24 protein-coding genes are annotated in these 20,903 nt (G+C 48.5%); 11 read left to right on the top strand and 13 right to left on the bottom strand.

What is annotated here, in order from left to right:
• Positions 1-77: 77 nt before the first annotated feature.
• Positions 78-251, bottom strand: coding sequence for a hypothetical protein (locus tag LX69_RS13530; RefSeq protein ID WP_170124396.1), 174 nt, complete (start codon positions 249-251; stop codon positions 78-80).
• A 219-nt stretch (positions 252-470) separates the two neighbouring features.
• Here LX69_RS13530 and LX69_RS13525 point away from each other — a divergent pair, with 219 nt between their 5' ends.
• From LX69_RS13525 to uvrA, 4 genes are all read left to right on the top strand, one after another.
• Positions 471-1,232 carry an O-methyltransferase gene (locus LX69_RS13525; protein WP_111446586.1) on the top strand — a complete coding sequence of 254 codons (762 nt, stop codon included), beginning with the start codon at positions 471-473 and terminating at the stop codon, positions 1,230-1,232.
• A 131-nt stretch (positions 1,233-1,363) separates the two neighbouring features.
• Positions 1,364-1,927: a cob(I)yrinic acid a,c-diamide adenosyltransferase gene (locus LX69_RS13520; protein WP_111446585.1), complete on the top strand. Its 564-nt coding sequence runs from the start codon at positions 1,364-1,366 to the stop codon at positions 1,925-1,927.
• A 74-nt stretch (positions 1,928-2,001) separates the two neighbouring features.
• Entirely contained in the window at positions 2,002-2,223 is a 222-nt protein-coding gene (locus tag LX69_RS13515) for a DUF2795 domain-containing protein (protein ID WP_111446584.1), read from the top strand.
• Positions 2,224-2,300: 77 nt separating this feature from the next.
• On the top strand, positions 2,301-5,159 hold the full coding sequence (uvrA, locus tag LX69_RS13510; RefSeq protein WP_245935021.1) for an excinuclease ABC subunit UvrA: 2,859 nt from the start codon (positions 2,301-2,303) through the stop codon (positions 5,157-5,159).
• Between the two features lie 63 nt (positions 5,160-5,222).
• Here uvrA and LX69_RS13505 read toward each other — a convergent pair whose 3' ends face one another.
• From LX69_RS13505 to LX69_RS13490, 4 genes are all read right to left on the bottom strand, one after another.
• On the bottom strand, positions 5,223-6,356 hold the full coding sequence (locus LX69_RS13505) for an ATP-binding protein (protein WP_111446583.1): 1,134 nt from the start codon (positions 6,354-6,356) through the stop codon (positions 5,223-5,225).
• Between the two features lie 96 nt (positions 6,357-6,452).
• Positions 6,453-7,502, bottom strand: coding sequence for a 23S rRNA (adenine(2503)-C(2))-methyltransferase RlmN (rlmN, locus tag LX69_RS13500; RefSeq protein ID WP_111446582.1), 1,050 nt, complete (start codon positions 7,500-7,502; stop codon positions 6,453-6,455).
• 9 nt (positions 7,503-7,511) lie between these two features.
• Positions 7,512-8,189, bottom strand: coding sequence for a ferredoxin--NADP reductase (locus LX69_RS13495; protein WP_111446581.1), 678 nt, complete (start codon positions 8,187-8,189; stop codon positions 7,512-7,514).
• Between the two features lie 130 nt (positions 8,190-8,319).
• On the bottom strand, positions 8,320-9,807 hold the full coding sequence (locus LX69_RS13490; RefSeq protein WP_111446580.1) for a carboxypeptidase-like regulatory domain-containing protein: 1,488 nt from the start codon (positions 9,805-9,807) through the stop codon (positions 8,320-8,322).
• Positions 9,808-9,842: 35 nt separating this feature from the next.
• Here LX69_RS13490 and LX69_RS13485 point away from each other — a divergent pair, with 35 nt between their 5' ends.
• The 4 genes from LX69_RS13485 (at position 9,843) to LX69_RS13470 (ending at position 12,731) form a co-directional block, all read left to right on the top strand.
• On the top strand, positions 9,843-10,088 hold the full coding sequence (locus tag LX69_RS13485; protein WP_111446579.1) for a hypothetical protein: 246 nt from the start codon (positions 9,843-9,845) through the stop codon (positions 10,086-10,088).
• 511 nt (positions 10,089-10,599) lie between these two features.
• Positions 10,600-10,812: a hypothetical protein gene (locus LX69_RS17555; RefSeq protein WP_146260746.1), complete on the top strand. Its 213-nt coding sequence runs from the start codon at positions 10,600-10,602 to the stop codon at positions 10,810-10,812.
• Between the two features lie 165 nt (positions 10,813-10,977).
• Positions 10,978-11,430 carry an Hsp20/alpha crystallin family protein gene (locus LX69_RS13475; protein WP_111446610.1) on the top strand — a complete coding sequence of 151 codons (453 nt, stop codon included), beginning with the start codon at positions 10,978-10,980 and terminating at the stop codon, positions 11,428-11,430.
• A gap of 83 nt (positions 11,431-11,513) precedes the next feature.
• Entirely contained in the window at positions 11,514-12,731 is a 1,218-nt protein-coding gene (locus LX69_RS13470) for a hypothetical protein (RefSeq protein WP_146260745.1), read from the top strand.
• Positions 12,732-12,744: 13 nt separating this feature from the next.
• Here the strand turns inward: LX69_RS13470 and LX69_RS13465 are convergent, their stop codons facing one another.
• From LX69_RS13465 to LX69_RS13435, 7 genes are all read right to left on the bottom strand, one after another.
• Positions 12,745-13,554 (bottom strand): hypothetical protein, encoded by an 810-nt coding sequence (locus LX69_RS13465; protein ID WP_111446576.1) that lies wholly within the window; start codon positions 13,552-13,554, stop codon positions 12,745-12,747.
• 161 nt (positions 13,555-13,715) lie between these two features.
• Entirely contained in the window at positions 13,716-14,036 is a 321-nt protein-coding gene (locus tag LX69_RS13460) for a single-stranded DNA-binding protein (RefSeq protein ID WP_111446575.1), read from the bottom strand.
• Between the two features lie 133 nt (positions 14,037-14,169).
• Complete coding sequence (locus LX69_RS13455; protein ID WP_111446574.1) at positions 14,170-14,565, bottom strand: hypothetical protein; 396 nt, start codon at positions 14,563-14,565, stop codon at positions 14,170-14,172.
• 82 nt (positions 14,566-14,647) lie between these two features.
• Positions 14,648-15,433 (bottom strand): hypothetical protein, encoded by a 786-nt coding sequence (locus LX69_RS13450; RefSeq protein WP_111446573.1) that lies wholly within the window; start codon positions 15,431-15,433, stop codon positions 14,648-14,650.
• A gap of 35 nt (positions 15,434-15,468) precedes the next feature.
• Complete coding sequence (locus LX69_RS13445) at positions 15,469-16,200, bottom strand: L,D-transpeptidase (protein ID WP_111446572.1); 732 nt, start codon at positions 16,198-16,200, stop codon at positions 15,469-15,471.
• Positions 16,201-16,236: 36 nt separating this feature from the next.
• Positions 16,237-17,337 carry a L,D-transpeptidase family protein gene (locus LX69_RS13440; protein WP_111446571.1) on the bottom strand — a complete coding sequence of 367 codons (1,101 nt, stop codon included), beginning with the start codon at positions 17,335-17,337 and terminating at the stop codon, positions 16,237-16,239.
• A gap of 103 nt (positions 17,338-17,440) precedes the next feature.
• Complete coding sequence (locus LX69_RS13435; RefSeq protein WP_111446570.1) at positions 17,441-18,034, bottom strand: hypothetical protein; 594 nt, start codon at positions 18,032-18,034, stop codon at positions 17,441-17,443.
• 160 nt (positions 18,035-18,194) lie between these two features.
• Between LX69_RS13435 and LX69_RS13430 the strand changes: the two genes are divergently transcribed.
• Both LX69_RS13430 and LX69_RS13425 read left to right on the top strand, forming a co-directional pair.
• Entirely contained in the window at positions 18,195-18,761 is a 567-nt protein-coding gene (locus LX69_RS13430; protein WP_111446569.1) for an RNA polymerase sigma factor, read from the top strand.
• A 57-nt stretch (positions 18,762-18,818) separates the two neighbouring features.
• Positions 18,819-19,232: a hypothetical protein gene (locus tag LX69_RS13425; protein WP_111446568.1), complete on the top strand. Its 414-nt coding sequence runs from the start codon at positions 18,819-18,821 to the stop codon at positions 19,230-19,232.
• 292 nt (positions 19,233-19,524) lie between these two features.
• Here LX69_RS13425 and LX69_RS13420 read toward each other — a convergent pair whose 3' ends face one another.
• Positions 19,525-19,995: a hypothetical protein gene (locus tag LX69_RS13420; RefSeq protein WP_111446567.1), complete on the bottom strand. Its 471-nt coding sequence runs from the start codon at positions 19,993-19,995 to the stop codon at positions 19,525-19,527.
• A gap of 340 nt (positions 19,996-20,335) precedes the next feature.
• On the opposite strand from LX69_RS13420, the gene LX69_RS13415 reads away from it, so the two are divergent.
• A partial coding sequence (locus tag LX69_RS13415; RefSeq protein WP_146260744.1) for an Ig-like domain-containing protein occupies positions 20,336-20,903 on the top strand: 568 nt, incomplete at its 3' end.

The following is a 20,903-nucleotide window of genomic DNA, read 5'->3' as shown; positions in this document are numbered from 1 at the left end:
AAAAATAACGTTAATATTTGGGCAAAAAAAAACCGTCCCTTTCGGAACGGTTAGGCTTTTTGGTGCTATTCGTATAATTACTGAGCAGCAACAGTTGAATCAACGGGAGCAGCAACAGTTGTGTCAACAGCAGCAACTTCTTCAACAGGAGCAACAGCAGTAGAATCAACAGCTTCAGTTTTAGGAGCCTGGTTTCCGGCACAAGCAACAGCAGCAACAGCAATAGCAAAAGCAGCAATGAACTTTTTCATGTTTAACAGATTTATGGGTTTGAATAATAGTGTTAAAAACAGGGCGCAAGATAAATGATTTAAGTTTAATATGAAAAAATCATCACAAAAAGTTTTCAATAAAATGATGCGTTTGTGTTTGGTTATTGATGATTAGGTGTGGTGTTCTTTATTTTGAGGCCTTATGAAATGGGGGATGCCGAAAATCGGCTATCTTCGTGAAGCCCAATTTTCGCATCTATGAATTTTTTTATTGCCAAACGTTTTGTTGCTCATTTGTTCAAGGCTCGTCATTATAAAGGACATGGCATTCACAGTCCTTTTGTGTTTCGACTGGTTCACGATCTGTTTTGCCAAACTCATCGGTACTACGCTTTTGATGTTATTAATGAGGTACGTCAGAGATTTCGAAGTGATTGTTCTGAGATGACGCTTCCCGTGGGGGGAACGACAACTGTAGCTCGGGTAGCACGGAGGAGTGCCATTGGAACAAAACATGGAGAATTGTTGTTTCGTTTGGTGAGAGAATTTGCGCCCGCCAACATTCTCGAATTGGGAACATCGCTGGGGATCAGCACGCTCTATTTGGCAATGCCCAACAAACAGGCATGCGTTTATTCTATTGACCATTCTGGTGCAGCACAAGATGTCGCTCGAAAAACCTTCGAGTTGCTGGGGCTGAAACGCGTCGAGTTGCGACAGGGCGATTTTGATGTCGCTCTGCCCGGGGTGTTGCGCGAAATGGGGCGTGTCGATTTTGTGTTTGTTGATGGAAATCATCAGCAGGCACCCACTTTGCAATATTTTGAGCAGTGTCTCGAATATGCTCACAACAACACGGTGCTGGCCTTTCACGACATTCATTGGTCGGAAGGGATGGAGGCGGCCTGGCGAACCATTTGCGAGCATCCCCGGGTAACGGTGTCTATCGATACCTTTCACGTGGGTTTGGTGTTTTTGCGCCGCGAATGTCTCAAGCAACATTTCGTGGTGAGGTTTTGAGGAAGAGAGTGGCAGAGGAAGAAAGTTTCAAAGTGGCAAAGCGAGAGAGTGGCAAAGAATAACATCAAATAGTGGCATGCTTCTTTAAGGCCCCCGTTGGGGGATTTAGGGGGCATTTAATATTTTAAGCAATGAAAAAAAGTCTTGTCTATACCAAAACCGGCGATAAAGGACAAACGAGCCTTATTGGCGGCACGCGCGTACCCAAACAGCACATTCGGCTGGAGGCCTACGGCACCATTGATGAGTTGAATGCATACATTGGCATGATATGGTCGTATCCGGTGCCCGAGGATGTGAAAAAGATGATTTACGACATCCAAAATCAGTTGTTTGTGGTGGGAGCCTGGCTGGCGACCGATGATGCCGCTTCCGACATGAAGCAGCAATTGATTGGTGATGATGCCCTGACCCAGCGTCTCGAAGAAGAGATGGATCGACTGGAGAATGACTTGCCGCCTTTGAAATATTTTGTCTTGCCTGGTGGTCATCCGGCGGTGGCGGCGGCGCATATTGTTCGTACGGTTTGTCGGCGTGCCGAACGGTGCGTGATGCGTCTCAATGATGAGTTTCCCGTGGAGGGATGGATTTTGGTGTTTCTGAATCGGTTATCGGATTATTTCTTTGTGCTGTCACGTCATTTGACAAATTATTTTCAGGTTGATGAAATTCCTTGGGTGCCGGTGAAGCGTTAAATTGTTTTTTTACTATCTTCGCCAATGATCAGTCTTATTGATAAATAATAATAACCAACGTTAAATATCCCACTATGTACTGGACATTAGAATTGGCTTCCAAGCTGGAAGACGCACCATGGCCCGCATCGAAAGATGAATTGATTGATTTCGCCATTCGGAGCGGTGCTCCTTTGGAGGTGATAGAAAACCTTCAGGAAATTGAAGATGAAGGCGAGATTTACGAAAGTATCGAAGACATCTGGCCGGATTATCCCAGTAAGGATGATTTCTTCTTTAATGAAGATGAGTATTAAAAAAATAGAAAGGGGCTTAGGCCCCTTTTTTTATCCCATGCCGGAATGTTATCTTTGCCCATTCAACAGTCACGAACGTGAAAGAAAACGGCATTTCATCCACCACTGCGCAACCCGACGACGACTCCATTGAAGTCTTTGGCGCTCGGGTTCACAACTTAAAAAACATTGACATCACCATTCCTCGCAACCAGTTGGTGGTCATTACCGGGTTGAGTGGTAGCGGCAAGTCGTCGCTGGCATTCGACACCATTTATGCTGAGGGGCAGCGTCGTTATCTGGAGACCTTTTCGGCCTATGCGCGTCAGTTTCTCGGGGGCATGGAGCGTCCCGATGTGGATCGCATCACGGGTTTGAGCCCCGTGATTTCCATCGAACAAAAAACCACCGGCAAAAACCCGCGATCAACGGTGGGCACCATCACCGAGATATACGACTTTTTGCGTTTGCTGTATGCCCGCGCCGGCGATGCATACTCATTCGAGACCGGCGAGTTGATGGTGAAATACACTGACGAACAAATCCTTAATTTGATTTTCGACAAGTTTGAAAATCGCAAGGTGTACCTGTTATCGCCATTGGTGAAGGGACGAAAGGGACATTATAAAGAACTGTTTGAGCAGGTGCGTAAAAAAGGGTTTCTGCACGTGCGGGTCGATGGGCAAATCAAAGAGGTGGTGTACGGCATGAAGGTGGATCGTTACAAAACGCACTTCATTGAGCTGGTGATTGACCGCATGGAGGTGACCCGCGATGATGCCAAACGCCTGAGTGACTCCATTAAATTGGCCATGAAACATGGCAAGGGTGTGATGATGGTGGTGGACAAAGAGACCAACGAGGGGCGCTACTACAGTCGCATGCTCATGTGCCCCACCACCGGGTTGTCGTACAACGAACCGGCGCCCCACTCCTTTTCGTTCAACTCGCCACAAGGGGCTTGTCCCAAGTGTAAAGGGCTTGGCGAGGTCGATGAGGTCGATTTCTCAAAAATCATCCCCGATACCAAGGATAATATTTACAATGGCGGCATTGTGCCGTTGGGCAAACATAAAAACTCGCTTATCTTTTGGCAAATCGAAGCCATTGCCGAAAAGTTTGGCTTCACGCTCAAAACGCCCATCGAGGAGATTCCCGATGAGGCCATCGAGATGATTCTGCATGGCTCCAGCGAGCCGCTCACCATCAAAAACACGCCCTTGGGAGTCAATTCCAATTACTTTATGAGTTTTGAAGGCGTGGTGAAATACATTGTTGAGCAGCAGGACAACGACACCTCAGAGAAGGCGCGCAAATGGGCCGGTCAGTTTATCCGCACCTGCAAATGTCCCGAGTGCAAAGGTCAGCGCCTCAATCGCGAAGCGTTGCATTTTCGTATTGCCGATAAAAACATTGCCGAATTGGCCGAGATGGATTTGTCGGTGCTGGCTGAGTGGTTTGTGGGGGTTGAAGATCGCATGAATCCCAAGCAACGTGCTATTGCCGTCGAAATTCTCAAAGAAATACGCAGCCGCCTGGGCTTTATGCTCGATGTAGGGCTCGATTACCTGGCACTTAATCGCAGTGCAGCGACCTTGTCCGGAGGGGAGAGTCAGCGCATCCGCCTGGCCACGCAAATTGGCTCACAGCTGGTGAATGTGCTTTACATCCTCGACGAGCCCAGCATTGGTCTTCATCAAAAGGACAATCACAAGCTCATTCATTCCCTGTCGCAACTGCGCGACACCGGCAACTCGGTGCTGGTGGTGGAGCACGACCGCGACATGATGATGGCCGCCGACTATGTCATCGACATGGGGCCGCGTGCCGGCATTCACGGGGGCGAGGTGGTGGGCTGCGGCACGCCCATGCAGCTCTTGCAGGGACAATCACTCACGTCAAAATATCTGCGCAACGAAGTCGCCATTGAGGTGCCCTCGCAGCGTCGACAGGGGAGTGGCAAAGAGTTGGTGATTCGCGGGGCTCGCGGCAACAACCTTAAAAACATCACGGTCAGTTTTCCGCTCAACAAACTCATTTGCGTTACCGGGGTGTCGGGCAGCGGCAAGTCGACGCTCATCAACGAAACGCTTTATCCCATCCTCAATCAGCACATTTACCATTCGGTGAAAGACCCCTTGCCCTACGATGCCGTGGAGGGGCTCGAGTTTCTCGATAAGGTGGTAGATGTGGATCAGGCGCCGCTGGGACGCACACCCCGATCGAACCCTGCCACTTACACCAAGATTTTTGACGAGATACGTAAGCTCTTTACCGAGCTGCCCGAGGCCAAGATACGTGCCTACAAGCCCGGGCGCTTTTCGTTTAACGTGTCGGGGGGGCGCTGCGAAACCTGCAAGGGGGGCGGCTATCAGCTCATCGAGATGAACTTTTTGCCCGATGTGATGGTCAAATGCCCCGATTGCGATGGCAAACGCTACAACCGTGAAACGCTGGAGGTGCGCTTCAAGGGCAAGTCTATCAGCGATGTGCTGGACATGACCATCGACAAAGCGGTGGTGTTTTTTGAAAACATCCCCTCTATATATGGTAAAGTAAAGGTGTTGCAGGATGTGGGGCTGGGGTATGTCACCCTGGGGCAGCCATCCACCACGCTGTCGGGGGGTGAGAGTCAGCGCGTGAAGCTGGCCACCGAACTGGCCAAAAAGGACACCGGTAAAACCATTTACATCTTGGATGAACCCACCACCGGCCTTCATTTTGAGGATATCCGCGCCCTGTTGGACGTGCTGCAAAAACTGGTGGACAAGGGCAATACCGTGGTGGTGATTGAGCACAACCTCGACGTCATTAAAGTGGCCGACCACATCATCGATATTGGCAAGGATGGGGGGCGTAACGGCGGGCAGGTGCTTTGTGTTGGCACACCCGAAGAGGTGGCGCTCAATGCCGAAAGTTACACGGCTCAGTTCCTGAGGGACGAGTTGAAGCGGTAATCTATTTCTAAACCTTCGAGGTTTTTAAAACCTCGAAGGTTTAAGTGAAGATGTGTCATTGCGTTATTTGAGCCATTCCCCAAAATTGTCTTTGTTGATGACTTCGAAAGAGGCATCGGGATAGGCGCTTTTCCATTGTGACGGAATTTTGACCTTGTTTTCCTGCCATTTGAACTCATACCCAAACAATGCTCCGTCTCTCTCTTCCACCCAGTCGACTTCTTGTTGCTCGTAGGTTCTCCAGAAATAGTTGTTTGAAATGATGCGGCGGTACTCCTGATGTTTAAGCCGTTCGCCGATGATGTAGTTTTCCCATAAAGCCCCAATGTCATTGCGTGCTTCCAAGGGGTTGAAGTTGGCGATGACCGCATTTCGGATGCCATTGTCGATGAAGTACCACCTTGCGTTTTTCGTGATTTCTTTCCTTAGGTTTCGACTAAAACCTTCCACTTTGTGGAGAATGAAAACCTTGGTGAGGAGGTCTAGGTACTTCTTTACAGTGTTTTTGCTGATGCCCAGCTGATTTCCCAATTCTTGCAGCGACACTTCTTCGCCAATCTGAAAGGCAATCAGGCGCAACAGGTTGAAGATCTTTTGCGAGTTCTTGATGCTTTCGTACACCAAAATATCTTTGAGCAGATAGGAGCTGACCATCTCATTCAGGTAATCAATTTTGTCGGTTCTGTCGGGAAGTTGCAATAATTCGGGATAGTTCCCAAAAACAAGTCGTTCCCTCAGTTTGTCTGTTTTGGAGATGCTGTTCTCTACCTGGTTGTACTCATTTTCGCAAAGCGGAAACAGGTTAAAAGAGTACTTACGCCCGGTGAGCGGTTCGCCGGCTTCTTTATGGATGTCGAGTGACGAGGAGCCGGAAACGATAATCTTCAGCCCTTCGATTTCATCAATCATCAGTTTGAGTTTTTGTCCAATGTCCGGAATCTTTTGGGCTTCATCAATGTAAAGCAGCCGGTACGAGCCGATGATTTGTTTGTAGTTTTCAATGCTACGGATGGCCAGTTTGTCGTGTACGTTGATGTCCTCGCCATTGAGGGACAGAACCGGCTCGTTGAGTTGGGTGAGAATTTCTTTCACCAGCACTGTTTTGCCCACCCGGCGGGCTCCAAAAATGATGATAACCTTGTTGGGTTGTAGTTTCCGGATGATGCTTTGCGATAAATCGCGAATCAGATAGTTCATAATTCCGTCCGTTTGGTGACGCAATTTACGGGATTTTGTGGATACCCGGACTAAACCTTCGAGATTTTCAAAACCTCGAAGGTTTAAGTGGGTTATTTAAAAATCCTCCTCCCTTTTCTCCTTCTTCACCAACTCCTTGGTCGAGAGCAACCCACAGGCGGCATAGATGTCTTCGCCACGGCTTCGGCGGATGGTGGTGGTGATGCCTTTTTTGGTGAGTTCGTCGCGAAAGCGGGTCATCTGTTCTGTGGATGACCCCTCGAGGGGCGTGTTGGGGATGGCGTGGAACTTGATGAGGTTGATGCGGCACTTGATGCCGTTGAGCAGTTTGGTAAGACCCTTGACGTGGGCGGGGGTGTCGTTCACATCTTTAAACATGATGTACTCAAACGATACGCGGCGCTGTTTGCTCCAGTCGGTCTCTTTGAGCATCTCCACCACTTCTTCGATGGGATACACGTTTTCGATGGGCATGAGGTTTTTGCGCTCTTCGTTGAAAGGCGAGTGGAGGCTGATGGCCAGATGGGCTTCGCTCTCGTTGATGAAACGTTGCATGGCCGGCGCCACGCCAATGGTCGAGACGTTGATGCGGCGGGGGCTCCACGCCAAGCCCCACGGGGCGGTGAGTATCTCGAGGCTTTTGAGCACCTGGTCGATGTTGTCCATGGGTTCGCCCATGCCCATGTACACAATGTTGGTGAGCCGATCGAACTCGGGCAAACTAAAGACCTGGTTGATGATTTCACCCGCCGACAGCTGTGCCTGAAAACCCTGTTTGCCCGTCATGCAAAACAGGCAGCCCATTTTGCATCCCACCTGCGACGACACGCACAGTGTGGCCCGGTCGTCCTCGGGCATGTAGGCTGCTTCAATGTATTGGGCGTGCTGCGTGGCGAAGAGGTATTTTTTGGTGCCGTCCACGGATTCCTGCACCTTCATCGGCGCCAGGCGTCCCACCTGGTAACGTTCCGTGAGTTGTTGCCGGGCATTTTTCGACAGGTTGGTCATCTGCTCAAAGTTGGTGACCCGTTTGGCGTACAGCCATTCGGCAATTTGCTTGGCGGTGAAGCCCGGCAGGCCCATCACTTTTACCATTTGTTGCAGCTCGGTGAGCGTTTTGCCCAGCAGGCTTTCTTTTTCAGTCATCGGGAGTTGTTAAAAATAGATTTCGGCCAGCACGTTGTGGTAGGGAATGCCCTTTTGTTCCACCAAAATGCGGCGCACTTCTACCACCATGTCGGCATGGCCGCAAAGATAGTATTTTATCTCCAAGGGCAGATGGGGATGCGACTCGAGCCAGTGGGTGAGCCTGCCGTGTGCCACGTGGGGCGCCTGAGCGGTGGTGCAAAAGCGGTGGTAGCGATCGCCCAAATGCTGCTCAAACAGGGAGGCGAAATAAAACTTGTTGAGGGTGCGCGCCCCGTGAATGAGTGTTTTGTTGTGTGCCAGCCCCGCTTCGGTCATGCTTACGAAGGGCGCCACGCCGGTGCCGGTAGCTATCCACCATGCCGGCGCATCGTCGCCAATGAATTTGCCAAAGGGCTCGGACACCTGCACGTGGTCGCCGGGTTTGAGTCTTGCCAGGCGGGGGGTGAGCCATCCATCGGCCTTCACGTCAAAGAGGATGCGCAGTCGGGTCTCGCGGGGGCTTCCCGCCACGCTGTAAAGGCGTGGCTTGTGTGCATCGTCCGGAAGCGCCACGGCCACCACCTGTCCGGGCAAAAAGTGAAATCGTTTTTCGAGGTCAAGCACGTACACCTGCGGTGCCACGGCCTCAATGGCCAGCACGCGATGCGGGAAAAGGGCATAGGGTGTCCCTACGGATGATGTCATCGCTAAAAATGTTTGATGATGTAACAACGGGTCGGGCCAATGGTTCACGCCTTGTATCATGATGCGACCCGGCTGTAAAAATGCACTCCCCTCTTCACAGCCCCTCCACTTCTCCACCCCTCCACTTCTCCTAAAACCTCTTTTTCATCGCCTTCTCCAAATCTTCGTCGGGCTGAATCACATTGTAGTTGTCCCAAAATCTGGCATCAAAGGCATCAATTTTCTCCGACAGCACATAGTCGGGTTTAAAGGTCTCGGCATATTTGAGTCGTTGCCCGTCGGCGGGGCGAAAGTCGGTGACCACCATCTCGGTCACGGCTTCAAAGTGGGAGGTGAGACGTTGTTGGCGGTCGCGGATGCGCACTTTTATTTCGCCCTTAATGCGGTTGAGCACCCAGCGGTCGTGAAAGGGGCGATAGTCGATGTGGTAGATGGCAAAAAAGGGCGTGGCCTTGGCCTGGCGCGTGTCCTTGCGGATGAGGTACTTGCGGCTTTGGCGCAGCGTGGGGCGTGTCATGCGAAAATCGACCGACACCAGGGCATAACTCTCCCCATCAATGGCCAGCTCGCCCTCGTATAGCAGCTCGCCATTGTCGTCAATGGGCTTGAAGGCGATTTTGTAAAGCGTGCGGCCATGCTGATAATCATATCCGGCAAACGCGTATTGGTACACCTCGGGGGCATCCTTGTCGGGGAAAAAGTCGAGGTAACGAGCCACATCCATGCGCGAAAAGTAGTACGGTCCCCCCTGCAACCGAAACTTCACCAGGTTCATCTGTGCCACGGTGCTGCTTTTGCGTCCCTTTACAAACCGCACCTTCTCAAACTGGTAGTTGTTGGTGTAGGCCGGTTTCAGAATGTCGATGACCGCCTCCGATACCTCCACGTACTGCGAGTCCTGCCGAATGGTCTCCCTGAGAAATGCCTCCAGCAGCACATCCGATTGCAGGTAGTTGCGGTGTCGGTTGGCCAGCATCCGGTTGATGATGACCCGTGCCGGAATGGCCATCACCTTCACCTCGGGCAAACGGATGTCGGTGGTGCTCAGGCGCAGGTCGGCCAGCGTGTCGGCCAGGGGAACCGCCAGGTGAGCCGACGCATACCCGATGCTCGAAAAGGTAAGCGGACGCCCCCGGTAGCGGGCAGGGAGCCGAAACTCGTACTGACCCTCGGCATTGGTGGTGCTGCCCACCGGTTCGCCCACGATGCTGATGTTGACGTAGGGGAGGGGCTCGCCACTGTCGGCATCGGTCACCATGCCCCGGATGCGCACCTGCTCCTCTTGCAAAGGCTGGTGTCTTGTGCTGCGACTGATCACGATCTGATCCATGAACAGGCTCACGTCCACATCGTGCGCTGCCAACAATTGGTAAAGCAACTGCCGCAGGGGTGTCTCCCGGGCGTCGATGCGCACCAGTGAGTCGAGGGGCAGCGACCCCGCATCGTAAGCAAAGCCGGTATTTACCTGTTTGCTCAGCGTGTCGATGGCCTGACGCAGGGGAATGTTCTCGAGATGAAGCTGCACGGGGGCGGTCAGGAGGGTGTCCTGAGCCAGGGCTTCGCAATAAATGCACATCCCAATAAAGAGCAGATAAGCAGAGAGGCTACGTGATGACATTTTGGGGAGTTTTCGCAGTCATCAAATTTAACCAAATGGATGATTCCGCAGTCGGATGGTTGCGATTTGTTGGGATGGTTGATGCCGTGAGCTTGCTTTGTATTTATTTACATGATGACGGGCAGGGGCGTAATTTCGATGCTTTCTTTACTAATTTCGTTAATGAAGTCGTCTCCTTCGTAGTAGTATTGAGTCGAATAGGGGTGTGTTTCGATGGTTGGATATTTAATGTTGATTCTCGAATAGAGTTTAAGGTTTTCAAATACATGGCTCTATTCTGATTTGTGTGGGTAATCATAAGTCTCAATTCACACAAACCATTTTTTCGTGTCCTCGAGCCGGGCGGGCTCTTACTTTTTATTCGGAAAGGGTTTGTTTTCATTTGCCCTCATGATTAAGCGTCGCTGAGCTCCGCTGAATTGGCTACAGCCCCAAAAAGTAAGCAAAAAAGGCCGCCGCTGACGTAAAATGGCTAAAAATCATAGGCCTTCGCTAAAATCTGCGAACTCGCAAGCTCAAACAGCGCATCTTTTTTAACGTTCAGGCCTATGATTTTCTTAACGCCATTTTCCGAAGGCGGCTTAGTTACCTTGCTTGATTTCGTGCTGCCATATATTGTTTATCAATAGGGTTCGAAATAGAGCCCCTTTTTTATTTGAAAACAGGTATAATCGTATCTCAAATGTACGTCATAACGTTCATAATCCTCCGTGCCTCGGCGTCTCTGTGTTTATTGAAAACTCTGGCTGATGATGTTATCTTTGTGTCATTCGTTTTGACACCTTTGATGTTATGAAAACAGCTCCTGTACTTGAGTGCCCCCATTGCCACTCCCGTTTCTCGAAAGACGACCTTGAAAAATACTGTTCCAACTGTTTCAGTTGCACCGGGTGCGAAATATACGAGTGCCCCACGTGTCGCAAGCTCATCGAGGTTCGCCCCGTGGGAAAACCCATGCGCGGGCGTCCTGCCCTTGATGACGATGCCGGTCGGGCAGGGGGGTGACAACTTTTCAGTTTGGCAACCCATGGTTTTGTTGAGGTTGTCATTTTGAGGTGACGCGATGTCCTTTTTGATGTAATAATGTCAGTTAAAAGGTTCATTATCAGGGTTGGCACGTCTGTTGTAGGTTTTGGGTAAATGTTTCACTTATAAATGGAGGACAAAGCCATGACACTGTTAAAACGTCACGAAAGCAGAGTTCCCTCTTTCCCTTCATTGTTCGATAACTGGATGAACAGGGATTTGATGGACTGGATGAACTGGAACTTCTCGGATACCAACACCACGGTTCCGGCCGTGAACGTGATGGAAAACGAGAATGAGTTCGTCATTGAAGTAGCCGCTCCCGGCATGCAAAAGGATGACTTTAAGGTCAACCTCGACCAGGACACGCTCACCATCTCTTCGGAACGCAAAAGCGAACACACCCTCGAGAAAAAAGGCCGTTACACCAAGCACGAGTTCAGCTATCAGTCGTTCCAACGGAGTTTCACACTGCCCGAACGGTTGGTAGATGCCGAAAAAATTGTGGCCAAATACGATAACGGCATTCTGCACATTACCCTTCCCAAACGCGAAGAGGCCAAGCCTCGTCCTGCCAAAGTCATCGAAATTAAATGACCTTTTTTAACCATCGCCGTCGGCATTAACTGGCGGCGATGTTATTTTTGCAGGCATTGTGCCACGCTTTAATCCCTTTTTGCTTGCAATCCCCCGACTTATATCTCTTCAACCCCACTTGCGACATTGCTGTGGGCAACAATTCCATTAGTTATACCCCCGCACGGGGATTGTTGCTGTTCGAGACCGATACAGCCACCCTGCCCATGTGGCTTGCCCGTTGCGATGACATGGTGTGTGTGCCGGCGACTGTCGATGTCCCTTTTCTCGATTTGATGACGCAATGCGGCATTTCTTTGCCACGCTTTGTGACGCTTGGTGAGGTGCTCGGCGGTCAGGAGTCTTTGCGTCGCTTTGTGCCGTGGGGCTGGAGCCGTGCCACGCACCATGCTTATGCCGATGTGATGAGGCTGTGCGATGCCTCGTTTCGGGCATTGCCGGTCGCCTTATGGCAACCGGCTCATCGGGAGCTCATGAGTCGGCTCACGGCCATTGCCCTGGCCGATGTTTTGAGGCCTTTGGTGCCTGAGGGTTCGCCGGTGCAATTGCCTATGTCCACGCGAATCATTCGTTCGGTGTCGCAGGCGCATGATGTTCTGGAGGGGTTCTCCGGCAGGGTGATTTTTAAGGCACCCTGGAGTGCTTCGGGGCGCGGCCTGATGATGTGCGATGTGCCCGCGGGTCGTCTGCCGGATATGCGATGGGTGGAAGGATCTGTTCGTCAGCAGGGCTTTCTCACGGCCGAACCATTCTTGAACAACGAGATTGACCTCTCCTTTCATTTCGAGATTCACCCCGGGGGTGAAGTCGAATATGTAGGGCACAACTTTTTCAATACCAACGACAAGGGGCGCTTCACCGGATGTTTGTTGGCCGCATGGCCCGATGAGGTGATGCGTCGCGATGATGCCGCTCGTTTGCGAGCGGCTGTTGAACTGGCTGCTGTGGCTCTTCGGCAGGCACTGGCAGGCATGGCGATTCATCGTCTTTACAGTGGTCCGCTGGGGGTTGATGCGCTGTGGTACCGTGCCGATGACGGCAGTTGCTATCTGCATCCTGCCATCGAAACCAACATACGCTACACCATGGGGCGTCTCAATATTTCGTTGCGCCAGCGTTTGCATCCGTCGGCACAAGGCCACTGGCAGATGGAGCAGTTTGCCGGCAACGGCTTTGGTGAGTTTTGCGAAAGCCATTTGCGTCAGTCGCCACCTGTGCTGGAAGCAGGACAATTGCGGTCGGGTATTTTGCCCATGGTGCCGTGGGGTGGCTCCTGGGGCGCGTGGCTCGTGTTGCGGTAATGCCACGGTTGGGTTATTTTTTTGCCCCTAACCGTTTGAGTTCGTTGTAAGCGTTTTCTTTCTCTTTTTGCAGTTGGGCTATTTCTTTGAGCAGGAAACTGATTTCGTACCCGTCGCGAATGGCCTCCTTATCGGGTTTTTCCATCCATACCACCGTATTTCGTTTGCCCATGAGCTGCACTTTAATGGTTTTGTCGGCATTTCGGGCAATCAGGTCAATGACGCCGTTGTCTTTGCCATCGCGATATTGCACCACTTCCCAATAAAGGCCGCCATCGTCAAATTGCCGGTTGTAAAAGCCATCGGGTTCAATGGTTTCCGAAACCATCGATGCATCGCCCGCAGTCACCTTGATGTGCGTGTGATGAATGTTCCCTTCGCCGCAGTAATAGCTTGTCAGGTAAAAGTTGCCCAATGTGTCGAGCGTGGGTCGCAAATAGGTGCGTCCGTAGTAGTTGATGCGTTTTTGTTGTTTGTGCACCAGGGTTTTGCGCGAGCCGTCATCGGTGATTTCAAAGTTTTGCATCAGGGGAGCCAGTGAGTCCCGTTTCACCACCATAAGGCTGTCGAGAAAGCGGAGGTTGTTCTCCTGTTCGGAGATGTTGATTTTATGTAGCAAATCTTTGGCGCGTGTGGTCACGGCAATTTGTTCGGGATAGAGTTCGATGATGGAATCGAGTTCCAGCTTGGCCGTGTGGTACTGATGATTGCAAAACAAGCTGTCGGCAACGGCATAACGGGCTTCGGCCTTTTTTTGTGATGTGTGGCAGCCTGTGGTTGCCACAACAATGGCCAGGGTGATGAGAATCAAATATTGCTTCATGTTTCAGTGGGGGTGAGTGATGTGTGGGTTAATGCCTGCAAACTTATATCATTTTCGGTTGATGGCCATGGTTGTGGCAAATCAATTGGCGCTGTCTGTTCAAATAAAAGCCCCTGCCGGAGTGCGGCAAGGGCAGAGTTGAAATCTCAATTGTATGACAGTTAATTCACTAATTCCAGTTCTTTCACGTTGATGCAGAGATAAGATTTCGGATCCCCTTCTTTCGATTTGTAGGCATCGGCCGACGGAATGCCTTCAATGAGCACTCTTTTCCCTTTTTTAAGATAGTCCGAAACTTTGGTGCTTTGGTTTTCATTTTTCCACCACACGGCTTTTACCCATTCGGTGCGTTCTACTTTTTTCCCTTCACCGTCGTAGTAGTCCATGTTCACCCCAATTTTGAAGTTGATGGCGGTGCGGCTGCCCACCTGTCTTAATTCGGCATCCTCAGCCAGGTTGCCGTTTAGAATCATTTTAAGCATAATCGGTTTTGTTAAAGTTAATTGTCAGGTAATTTATTTTGAATTGTTCAAAATGTCAATGGGCAATGGTTTTTTTATTGTGTTGAAAATGCGATAGCCCCCTGAAAGGCGCATATGCTTCTGTTTCGCGCGCTTAATTGGCGACCAGACGTGCGGTTTCGAGGCTGATTTTCGCGCTGAGCCAGTTTTTTGCATCTGTGATGTCCTGAAAAGCCTTGATGTCTCGCCGGGTTTGGCGAATGGTGTTTTTAAACACCACTTGCGAGAGACTGTTTAGCCCAATGACGGCACTGGCGTAGATGTGGTCGCGATTGCCCGTGATGAAATCCACAAACAGCTCTTTGATGCCGGTGTTGATGTGCATCATGCTGATTGATACCAACACCAACAACGATTTGGGTGGTTGATTTCGAATGTAAGTCTTAGCGTTGTGAATGACCGTGGTGATTTCCTCGATGCTCTTGAGGTGCGAAAAGTCGATGTAGTAGATGCTTTTTCCGTGATGATGGATGGTTTCAGGAAGCTTCATGGGTGTAAATAGTTAAGGGTTAGAGGTTGTCAAATTAACAACTCTAACCCTTAATCGCAATATTTTTTTGATGACGCTTTTTTTACATCCTAATGGCCACCAAAGCATGGTTGGGTAAAGCCCGATAGATGGTTTTGGCATCCGTTTCAAACAATTCAATGCGTATTTCGGGCGTGTACGATGGCAATTTGAAATGCTTGAGCGAGTCGGTGGTTGACTTGAAAATTTTCATTTTCTGATCAAAGAATAATGGAAAATACGAGTGCCCTTTTTCATGTTCATGCACAAAGGTGACTTCAATGCCATTGTCGAGGGCAAAGTAATAAAACGACGGATTCACATCCACGCTGTCCTGCTTGGCCGCTTCTTCCTGTTGTGCGGCTTCAATGGTGTCTTTGGGTGCTTTTTTGATGATCTCGGGCTCTTTGACGATGGTCGATGATTGACGAAGCACCTTCATGGGGGTGTTGATGAGGTTGAGCTGCGCTTCGGGACTTAAGGCGCTCAATACCGCTGTTGAGGTGTAATTCACCATTTGAGCCTTGTGAATGGCAACCCCTTTCAGGTCTAATGATACGGTGCTGTCTTTCAGGTCGATGATGAGCGATACGGAGTCGTTTTTTGTGAGCGACAAACGCGCTTCGGTGAATGCGTTTTCTTTGCGTATTTCGAAAATGCGGGGCAGGTCATTGCCCGGCATGGGGACTTCGGCGCGATAACGTTCGTTAAGCTCACTGATTTTTTTACGAGCTGCCAGAATGCCCATTGCCGTGTAGATGATGGCAAAAATCAGCAGAATGCCTAAGATGATGTGGATGAGCTTGGTTTTATGGATGAATTGAGCCACTTGAAGATAAAAACCTTTCATTGTGTGTAATTCTATATGTGGTGAATAACCGAATGTTAATAAACAAATACTTTTGAACCGATGACCAACGTTTTGTAGATGGCCTCCAGATCTTTATCGCCCAGGCGGATGCAGCCGTGGGTGACGGCCTGTCCCAGGAATCGTTGGTAGATGGTGCCATGCAGCATGTAACCGTCACCAATGTGGAGGGCATAGTCGCCCAATACGCCGTATTCGTAACGCGACTCATGACGAGCCGAAGGAACCGGCAAGCCCTCTTCAATAAAAGCCCAATCGGGTTTTGTCCATACCGGGTCTTTCACTTTGTTGATGATTTTGCGCACTCCTTTAGGGGTCTTAAAAGTCCAGGTTTTCTTTCCATTGTCAAGGGTGATGTAGCTTCCGGTGGAGCATACGCCTTCGCGCACCAATTCCATTTTGGCATTATAGAGCCAAAACTTATTCTCGGTAATGTTGATGACGATAAAGGGATGCTTGGGCACAAACGAGTTGAGCTTGGTGCGGTTGCGAACCAGCGTTTTTTCGAGTGTTGCATACAGTTCATCAGCATCGTATGCAATGGTATCGGCCTGAAGCGTTCCACTTTGACCAAACAGGCCAATGGCGACATTCTGAACCGGGTGCACCCAAAATATCAGGTAAAAAGGGAGCATCGCCACAAAGGCAATGATTGCCAGTGTCACAAACACGGGTTTAAGCCATTTTCTGAATCTGTCGGATGTGGGAAGGGGGAGGTTGTCTGCAGTGGTGAAATCTTGTTCTGCCATGCTGTTGTTTGTCAGTGTGTTTGTGTGTTGATGACGTTAAAAATTAAAAACTTCTTCAAACGGGCGAAGTGACCCAACGATGGTGACCGGTGTGCCCACTGTCACCTGATGATATATTTTATCCATGTCGGGGTTCGACAAAGCCACGCAACCATCGGTCCAGTGCACGCCTTTACCGCCGCCACCATGTATTTCGATGTTGTTGCCGATGCCGGCTGATGAGGGGATTTGTCCTTTCTTCTTGGCTGCTGCAAACGAAGCTTTGTCTTCTTCGTTGGGGTAATTGATTAACAGTGCTTTGTAGTAAGTGGTGTTTCTGCCCGATTTTTTTGCAGTGACATAATAGTTTCCTTCGGGAGTGGCTTTGTCGCCTTTCATTTTTTTGTCGCCGATCCAGTTTTTTCCCAACTCTGCATCCCATGTGCTTATGAGTTTGCCTGAGTGGTACAGATAACATTTGCCGGCAAATTTGTCAACCACAATGGCCGGAGCATTTTGTTTTCGTGAACGGGCAATGGCATTGTCAACCTGTTGTTGCCATTCCGGATGGTTGTCGAAGTAGTTCTTCATTTCGTTTTTAGCGACAATAAAGACTTCGTGAATTTGCTCAGTGGCCTTGTCAATGCATTTGGCACTTTTGAGATAGTCCTTTTTGTCGAATGCCAGTTTGCCTTCGGAAAACAACAGGCGTGCCCTGACTTCTTTTTTCTTGAGTGCAGTCGGCCAGGGGACTTTGTTGAAATTCTGGTCGTACTGTTTTAGCAACGAGTCTGTTTCTTTAATGGTTTTGCCGAGCCGGTTTTGGAATGAGGCAACGTTGTTGATTGACCGTTCTTTGGCTAAGATGGCTTTTTTTTCGGATCGCAGCGCTAATGACTCAATGTGGCTGTATTTGCGGTTGAAGAAAATTTTTTCGTTTTCAATTTTCCAATAATGCATGGCCGAATCGTAAAGCGTGACTGCTTCTTTGTATAATGATGCAGAATATTTTCCCGACAATGATTTGTCTGCTTCGGCAATGGCATTTCTGGCTTGGTTTACTTGAGCTGCCGGCGGTTGTGGCAAATTGTAAATCCAAATGGTTACAATGGTAATCGTAATAATTGGTAGGATGATGAAAAACAGTCTCTTGCGCATTTTCTGTGTCAGTCTCTCTTGCTCAGAAGGTTCGTGAAAATATGATCTTAAAAAAAATCCCCGGCTTGGCCGGGGATTTTCATTTATTTATAATCCCGTAAGATTATTTCTTTTTTGTTTTGTCGATAGCAGCTGTCAATTCTTCTTTGATAGAAGCAGCTTTATCTTTCGCAGCTTTGATCTTGTCGATGGTACCTACATACTGACCATTGTCATAAGCAGTTTGGCACTCAGCGATAGTCGCTTCCACAACAGACAATTCGCTGTTGATAGCTTCCAAAGCAGCTTTGCCTTCTTTACCTTTAGGAGCTTTAGCTACCAGTTCTTTGTTTTCAGCCAAAGAAGCAGTTACTTCAGCAATTACAGCCACAATTTCTTCTTTCAATTGAGCTTTACGAGTTACAGCGTTTTGAGCAACCTGACCGGCGTTAGCAGACACCCAAGTCAAAGTAGAAGCCGCTTTGTCGTAGTTCGCGAAGAATTTAGATTTTTGAGTTTCAACTTCAGCCAAAGCGCTTTTCATTGAATCTTCCAAAGCAGTCAATTGCTCAGGAACATAAACAGCGGCTTCAGCAATTTTAGCTGAATCAACAGCAGCTTGAGCTCCGTCAATAGCAGCTTGAGGAACTTTAGCACAGCTAGCAAATAACACAACCATACCCATGGTCAACATGCCTAAGAATGCAAATTTTTTCATGTTTTTTAATTTTACCTGAAATTAATAATGAATAATGAATAGATATATATTTGCCGCCGATTCGGTTGCCCGTTTCTTTGGTCAAATTTCATGATTAAGACGCAGCAATTGCTAAAAGTAACACTTTGGAGTCAAAAAAAACAGACTTTTTTTTAATCGAATGGAATTCAGAGCGTTTTCGGCGTTTACGGATGAGCAAATCTTGCATGAGATTGTGCATAACCATCGGCATGAGTTGTTTGAGGTGCTTTATAAGCGTTATTTTCCCAAGGTGGTGGATAAGTGCTATTCGTTTTTGAAAAAACGTTCGCTGGCGCATGAAGTGGCCAACGATGTGATGTCAAAGACTTATGAAAAGTTAGGGGACTTTAAGCACAATGCCACTTTTTCGTCGTGGCTCTATTCCATTACTTATAATTACTGTATCGATTATCTGCGCTTGCAAAAGAAATTGCACTATCCCCAATGGAATCAGGACAATGAACTGCCTGAAATCATTGATGAGACAGAGGAAGATGTGTTTGAAGTGAACTTTCATAATCTCATGACAATTCTTGAATCGGTTCATCCCGAGGAAAAAGCCATGATTTTGATGAAGTATCAGGACAATCTATCAATCAAAGAAATTAGTGTGGCGTTGCGGGTGAGCGAAAGCGCATGCAAAATGCGCCTGAAGCGGGCAAAGGCGCGTGTGCTGTACCTTTATAAAGAAAAATTCAAAGAATAATCATTTATTCAACCATCATCTTAATCAGTGGTTGTTTATTCTAAAAACGAATAAAAAATGAGTGATACCTTCAGTTTTTCCTTTGGGAATGGAGATTCTCAAACATTGTCTGTTAAAACGCGGCAGTTATTTCAGGAAATGTTTCCCCGTGCCATTAATGTCGAATGGTCGAAGGGGGCTTCGTGCGAAGAAGCTATTTTTTATCAGGACGACAACGAGTGTATCGCCTTGTTTAACCCCGAGAATGGTTTGGTTGAGTATCGGGTCAATCACAACCGCCTGATGTTACCGCTTGAGATTGAGCAGGCTGCCGCAGTTCACGGTGAAATTATGAATGTGATCACGGTTCACAAACATCCGATGAATGATGATATTGATCATTACGAAATTATATTCAGGGATGCTCATCTTGTGCGATACACGCTTTTACTCCGACCTGATGGTTCTGAGGTGAGTATCACTCGATTATAGGATTGTGTAAGGGGTGTAAAATAAAAACACAGAGTCAAAATAAACGCTGAGGCGCGAAGGCGCTGAGTTGGCTTGATTAATAGATTGCGTTTAAATATGAAAGCAGATAACTCAGCATTTAATCATCGTCCTCTACTTAACGAACTAAGAACTAATGCTGAGTTGCAGTGAGATAAGATGAGAACCAGTGAGGAGAAGAAGCCTCACTGGTTCTCGGTAAAAGAGTTATATAGTAGGTGTCTATTTAAGTGACTACCTCTGCGTTTTTTTATTGCTTAACGAATAGGTCGTTTTAGATCATCGATAAGGTTGCAATGGCTGTGATAAGGCCAACGGTTAGCATGATTACCATTAAGGCTAGCATCACAATGGTGAAAATGCCCACGAGGGTGTATTGTTTTCTAAGGGCATTGAATGCTGCTTCTAATTCACTATCGAGGTTGAGGGTGATGGCATTGGCTGATTTGGAGGCGAAGGAATACATGTAATACGCGATAAAGAAATAGAATACGGCTAAAGCCATGTATGCAAACCCTAAGACTTTAAATGGCATGAAAGTTACCGGGCTGGGGCTTATTTGACTTAAGTCGGGCATGAACGAACTTAATGTGAGAACAAACAGGCTGACCAGTAGCATAAAGCCTGAGCCGATATAGCCGATGATGGCCAGGAATTTCGCCCAACGGGTCACGGTGAGCAAGTGATTTTTTGCATTGAAATTCAGAGTGAGTTGTTGTGTGTCGGTCATGTTAGTTGTTTCCATAGTCGTAGTTTTCGTGATTTTGAATTTGATTTTTTATTTCGTTCCAGCGTGCGGGGGTGAATTATTTCCCTACTCTTAAGGCTTTTCGGTCACGCCGGTTTTTTCGTATGGGTTGAAAATTCCGGTATCAATTTTAATGAAAAATTATCATAAGTGGGTGTGTGATGGAATTTTTTTTTGTTGTATGGCTTCTGTGGTATATGCTGATATCATAAAAATGACACCTTCTCTCAATGTAATCATGTAGTTTACTCCCTAAAAGAGAGGGCTTAGTCAAATCGAGCTATTCTCGCTGTTGCGGCATCGTAAATTTAGTTGGTGTGAACCAAAACAGATCGTCATGAGTCGTATCACTATTTTACTATTGTGTGCCTTGATGTGGGCAGGGAGCAGTAACGGTTATGCACAGCTAACGTTTACTTCTTCGGATGCGGTTGTGGTTGATCAAGGAAGTTCGTTGTTGCATGAGTTGACAGTAACCGGCTTTGAAGGAGAATTTGTGATTGTCGTTGAATCAGTCTTGCCAAGTTGGTTGGTGTTTGACAAAGATTCCCAAAATCGTTATTGGTTATCCGGAATTCCCAATCAATCTGATGTTGGGAGTCATAACGTCCAGTTTCGCGTGACAGATGCTGTTGGTTCGGCCATGCAATTGTTCTCGTTGACCGTTAATAATGTGAACGATGCCCCCGTCATCAAAGGACAAGTGCCCCTCACCACCGTTGAGGAGACGCCGTTGACGCTCACGCTGTCGCACTTCACCATCACCGATGAGGATGGCGATACGAATTTCACGCTTGCCGTGCAGTCAGGCACCAACTATATTGTGAGTGGTACCACCATCACGCCGTCGGTTGATTTTCAAGGTGCTCTGACGGTTCCCGTGACGGTGAGTGACGGAAAGGCCA

The sequence above is a fragment of the Breznakibacter xylanolyticus genome (assembly GCF_003254275.1).
In the GTDB taxonomy this organism is placed as follows: Bacteria; Bacteroidota; Bacteroidia; order Bacteroidales; family Marinilabiliaceae; genus Breznakibacter; species Breznakibacter xylanolyticus.
Note: the sequence above shows the minus strand (reverse complement) of the source record. Positions and strands in the feature narration are given on the sequence as shown.

Coding starts and splice junctions, on each gene's coding strand:
- LX69_RS13460 (WP_111446575.1), bottom strand. CDS start 14,036: ATGCTTAAAATGATTCTAAACGGCAACCTGGCTGAGGATGCCGAATTA.
- LX69_RS13515 (WP_111446584.1), top strand. CDS start 2,002: ATGTACTGGACATTAGAATTGGCTTCCAAGCTGGAAGACGCACCATGG.
- LX69_RS13425 (WP_111446568.1), top strand. CDS start 18,819: ATGAGTGATACCTTCAGTTTTTCCTTTGGGAATGGAGATTCTCAAACA.
- LX69_RS13450 (WP_111446573.1), bottom strand. CDS start 15,433: ATGAAAGGTTTTTATCTTCAAGTGGCTCAATTCATCCATAAAACCAAG.
- LX69_RS13430 (WP_111446569.1), top strand. CDS start 18,195: ATGGAATTCAGAGCGTTTTCGGCGTTTACGGATGAGCAAATCTTGCAT.
- LX69_RS13445 (WP_111446572.1), bottom strand. CDS start 16,200: ATGGCAGAACAAGATTTCACCACTGCAGACAACCTCCCCCTTCCCACA.
- LX69_RS13475 (WP_111446610.1), top strand. CDS start 10,978: ATGACACTGTTAAAACGTCACGAAAGCAGAGTTCCCTCTTTCCCTTCA.
- LX69_RS13520 (WP_111446585.1), top strand. CDS start 1,364: ATGAAAAAAAGTCTTGTCTATACCAAAACCGGCGATAAAGGACAAACG.
- LX69_RS13530 (WP_170124396.1), bottom strand. CDS start 251: ATGAAAAAGTTCATTGCTGCTTTTGCTATTGCTGTTGCTGCTGTTGCT.
- LX69_RS13495 (WP_111446581.1), bottom strand. CDS start 8,189: ATGACATCATCCGTAGGGACACCCTATGCCCTTTTCCCGCATCGCGTG.
- LX69_RS13455 (WP_111446574.1), bottom strand. CDS start 14,565: ATGAAGCTTCCTGAAACCATCCATCATCACGGAAAAAGCATCTACTAC.
- LX69_RS13505 (WP_111446583.1), bottom strand. CDS start 6,356: ATGAACTATCTGATTCGCGATTTATCGCAAAGCATCATCCGGAAACTA.
- LX69_RS13435 (WP_111446570.1), bottom strand. CDS start 18,034: ATGAAAAAATTTGCATTCTTAGGCATGTTGACCATGGGTATGGTTGTG.
- LX69_RS13485 (WP_111446579.1), top strand. CDS start 9,843: ATGGATGATTCCGCAGTCGGATGGTTGCGATTTGTTGGGATGGTTGAT.
- rlmN (WP_111446582.1), bottom strand. CDS start 7,502: ATGACTGAAAAAGAAAGCCTGCTGGGCAAAACGCTCACCGAGCTGCAA.
- LX69_RS13420 (WP_111446567.1), bottom strand. CDS start 19,995: ATGGAAACAACTAACATGACCGACACACAACAACTCACTCTGAATTTC.
- LX69_RS13490 (WP_111446580.1), bottom strand. CDS start 9,807: ATGTCATCACGTAGCCTCTCTGCTTATCTGCTCTTTATTGGGATGTGC.
- LX69_RS13465 (WP_111446576.1), bottom strand. CDS start 13,554: ATGAAGCAATATTTGATTCTCATCACCCTGGCCATTGTTGTGGCAACC.
- LX69_RS17555 (WP_146260746.1), top strand. CDS start 10,600: ATGAAAACAGCTCCTGTACTTGAGTGCCCCCATTGCCACTCCCGTTTC.
- LX69_RS13525 (WP_111446586.1), top strand. CDS start 471: ATGAATTTTTTTATTGCCAAACGTTTTGTTGCTCATTTGTTCAAGGCT.
- LX69_RS13440 (WP_111446571.1), bottom strand. CDS start 17,337: ATGCGCAAGAGACTGTTTTTCATCATCCTACCAATTATTACGATTACC.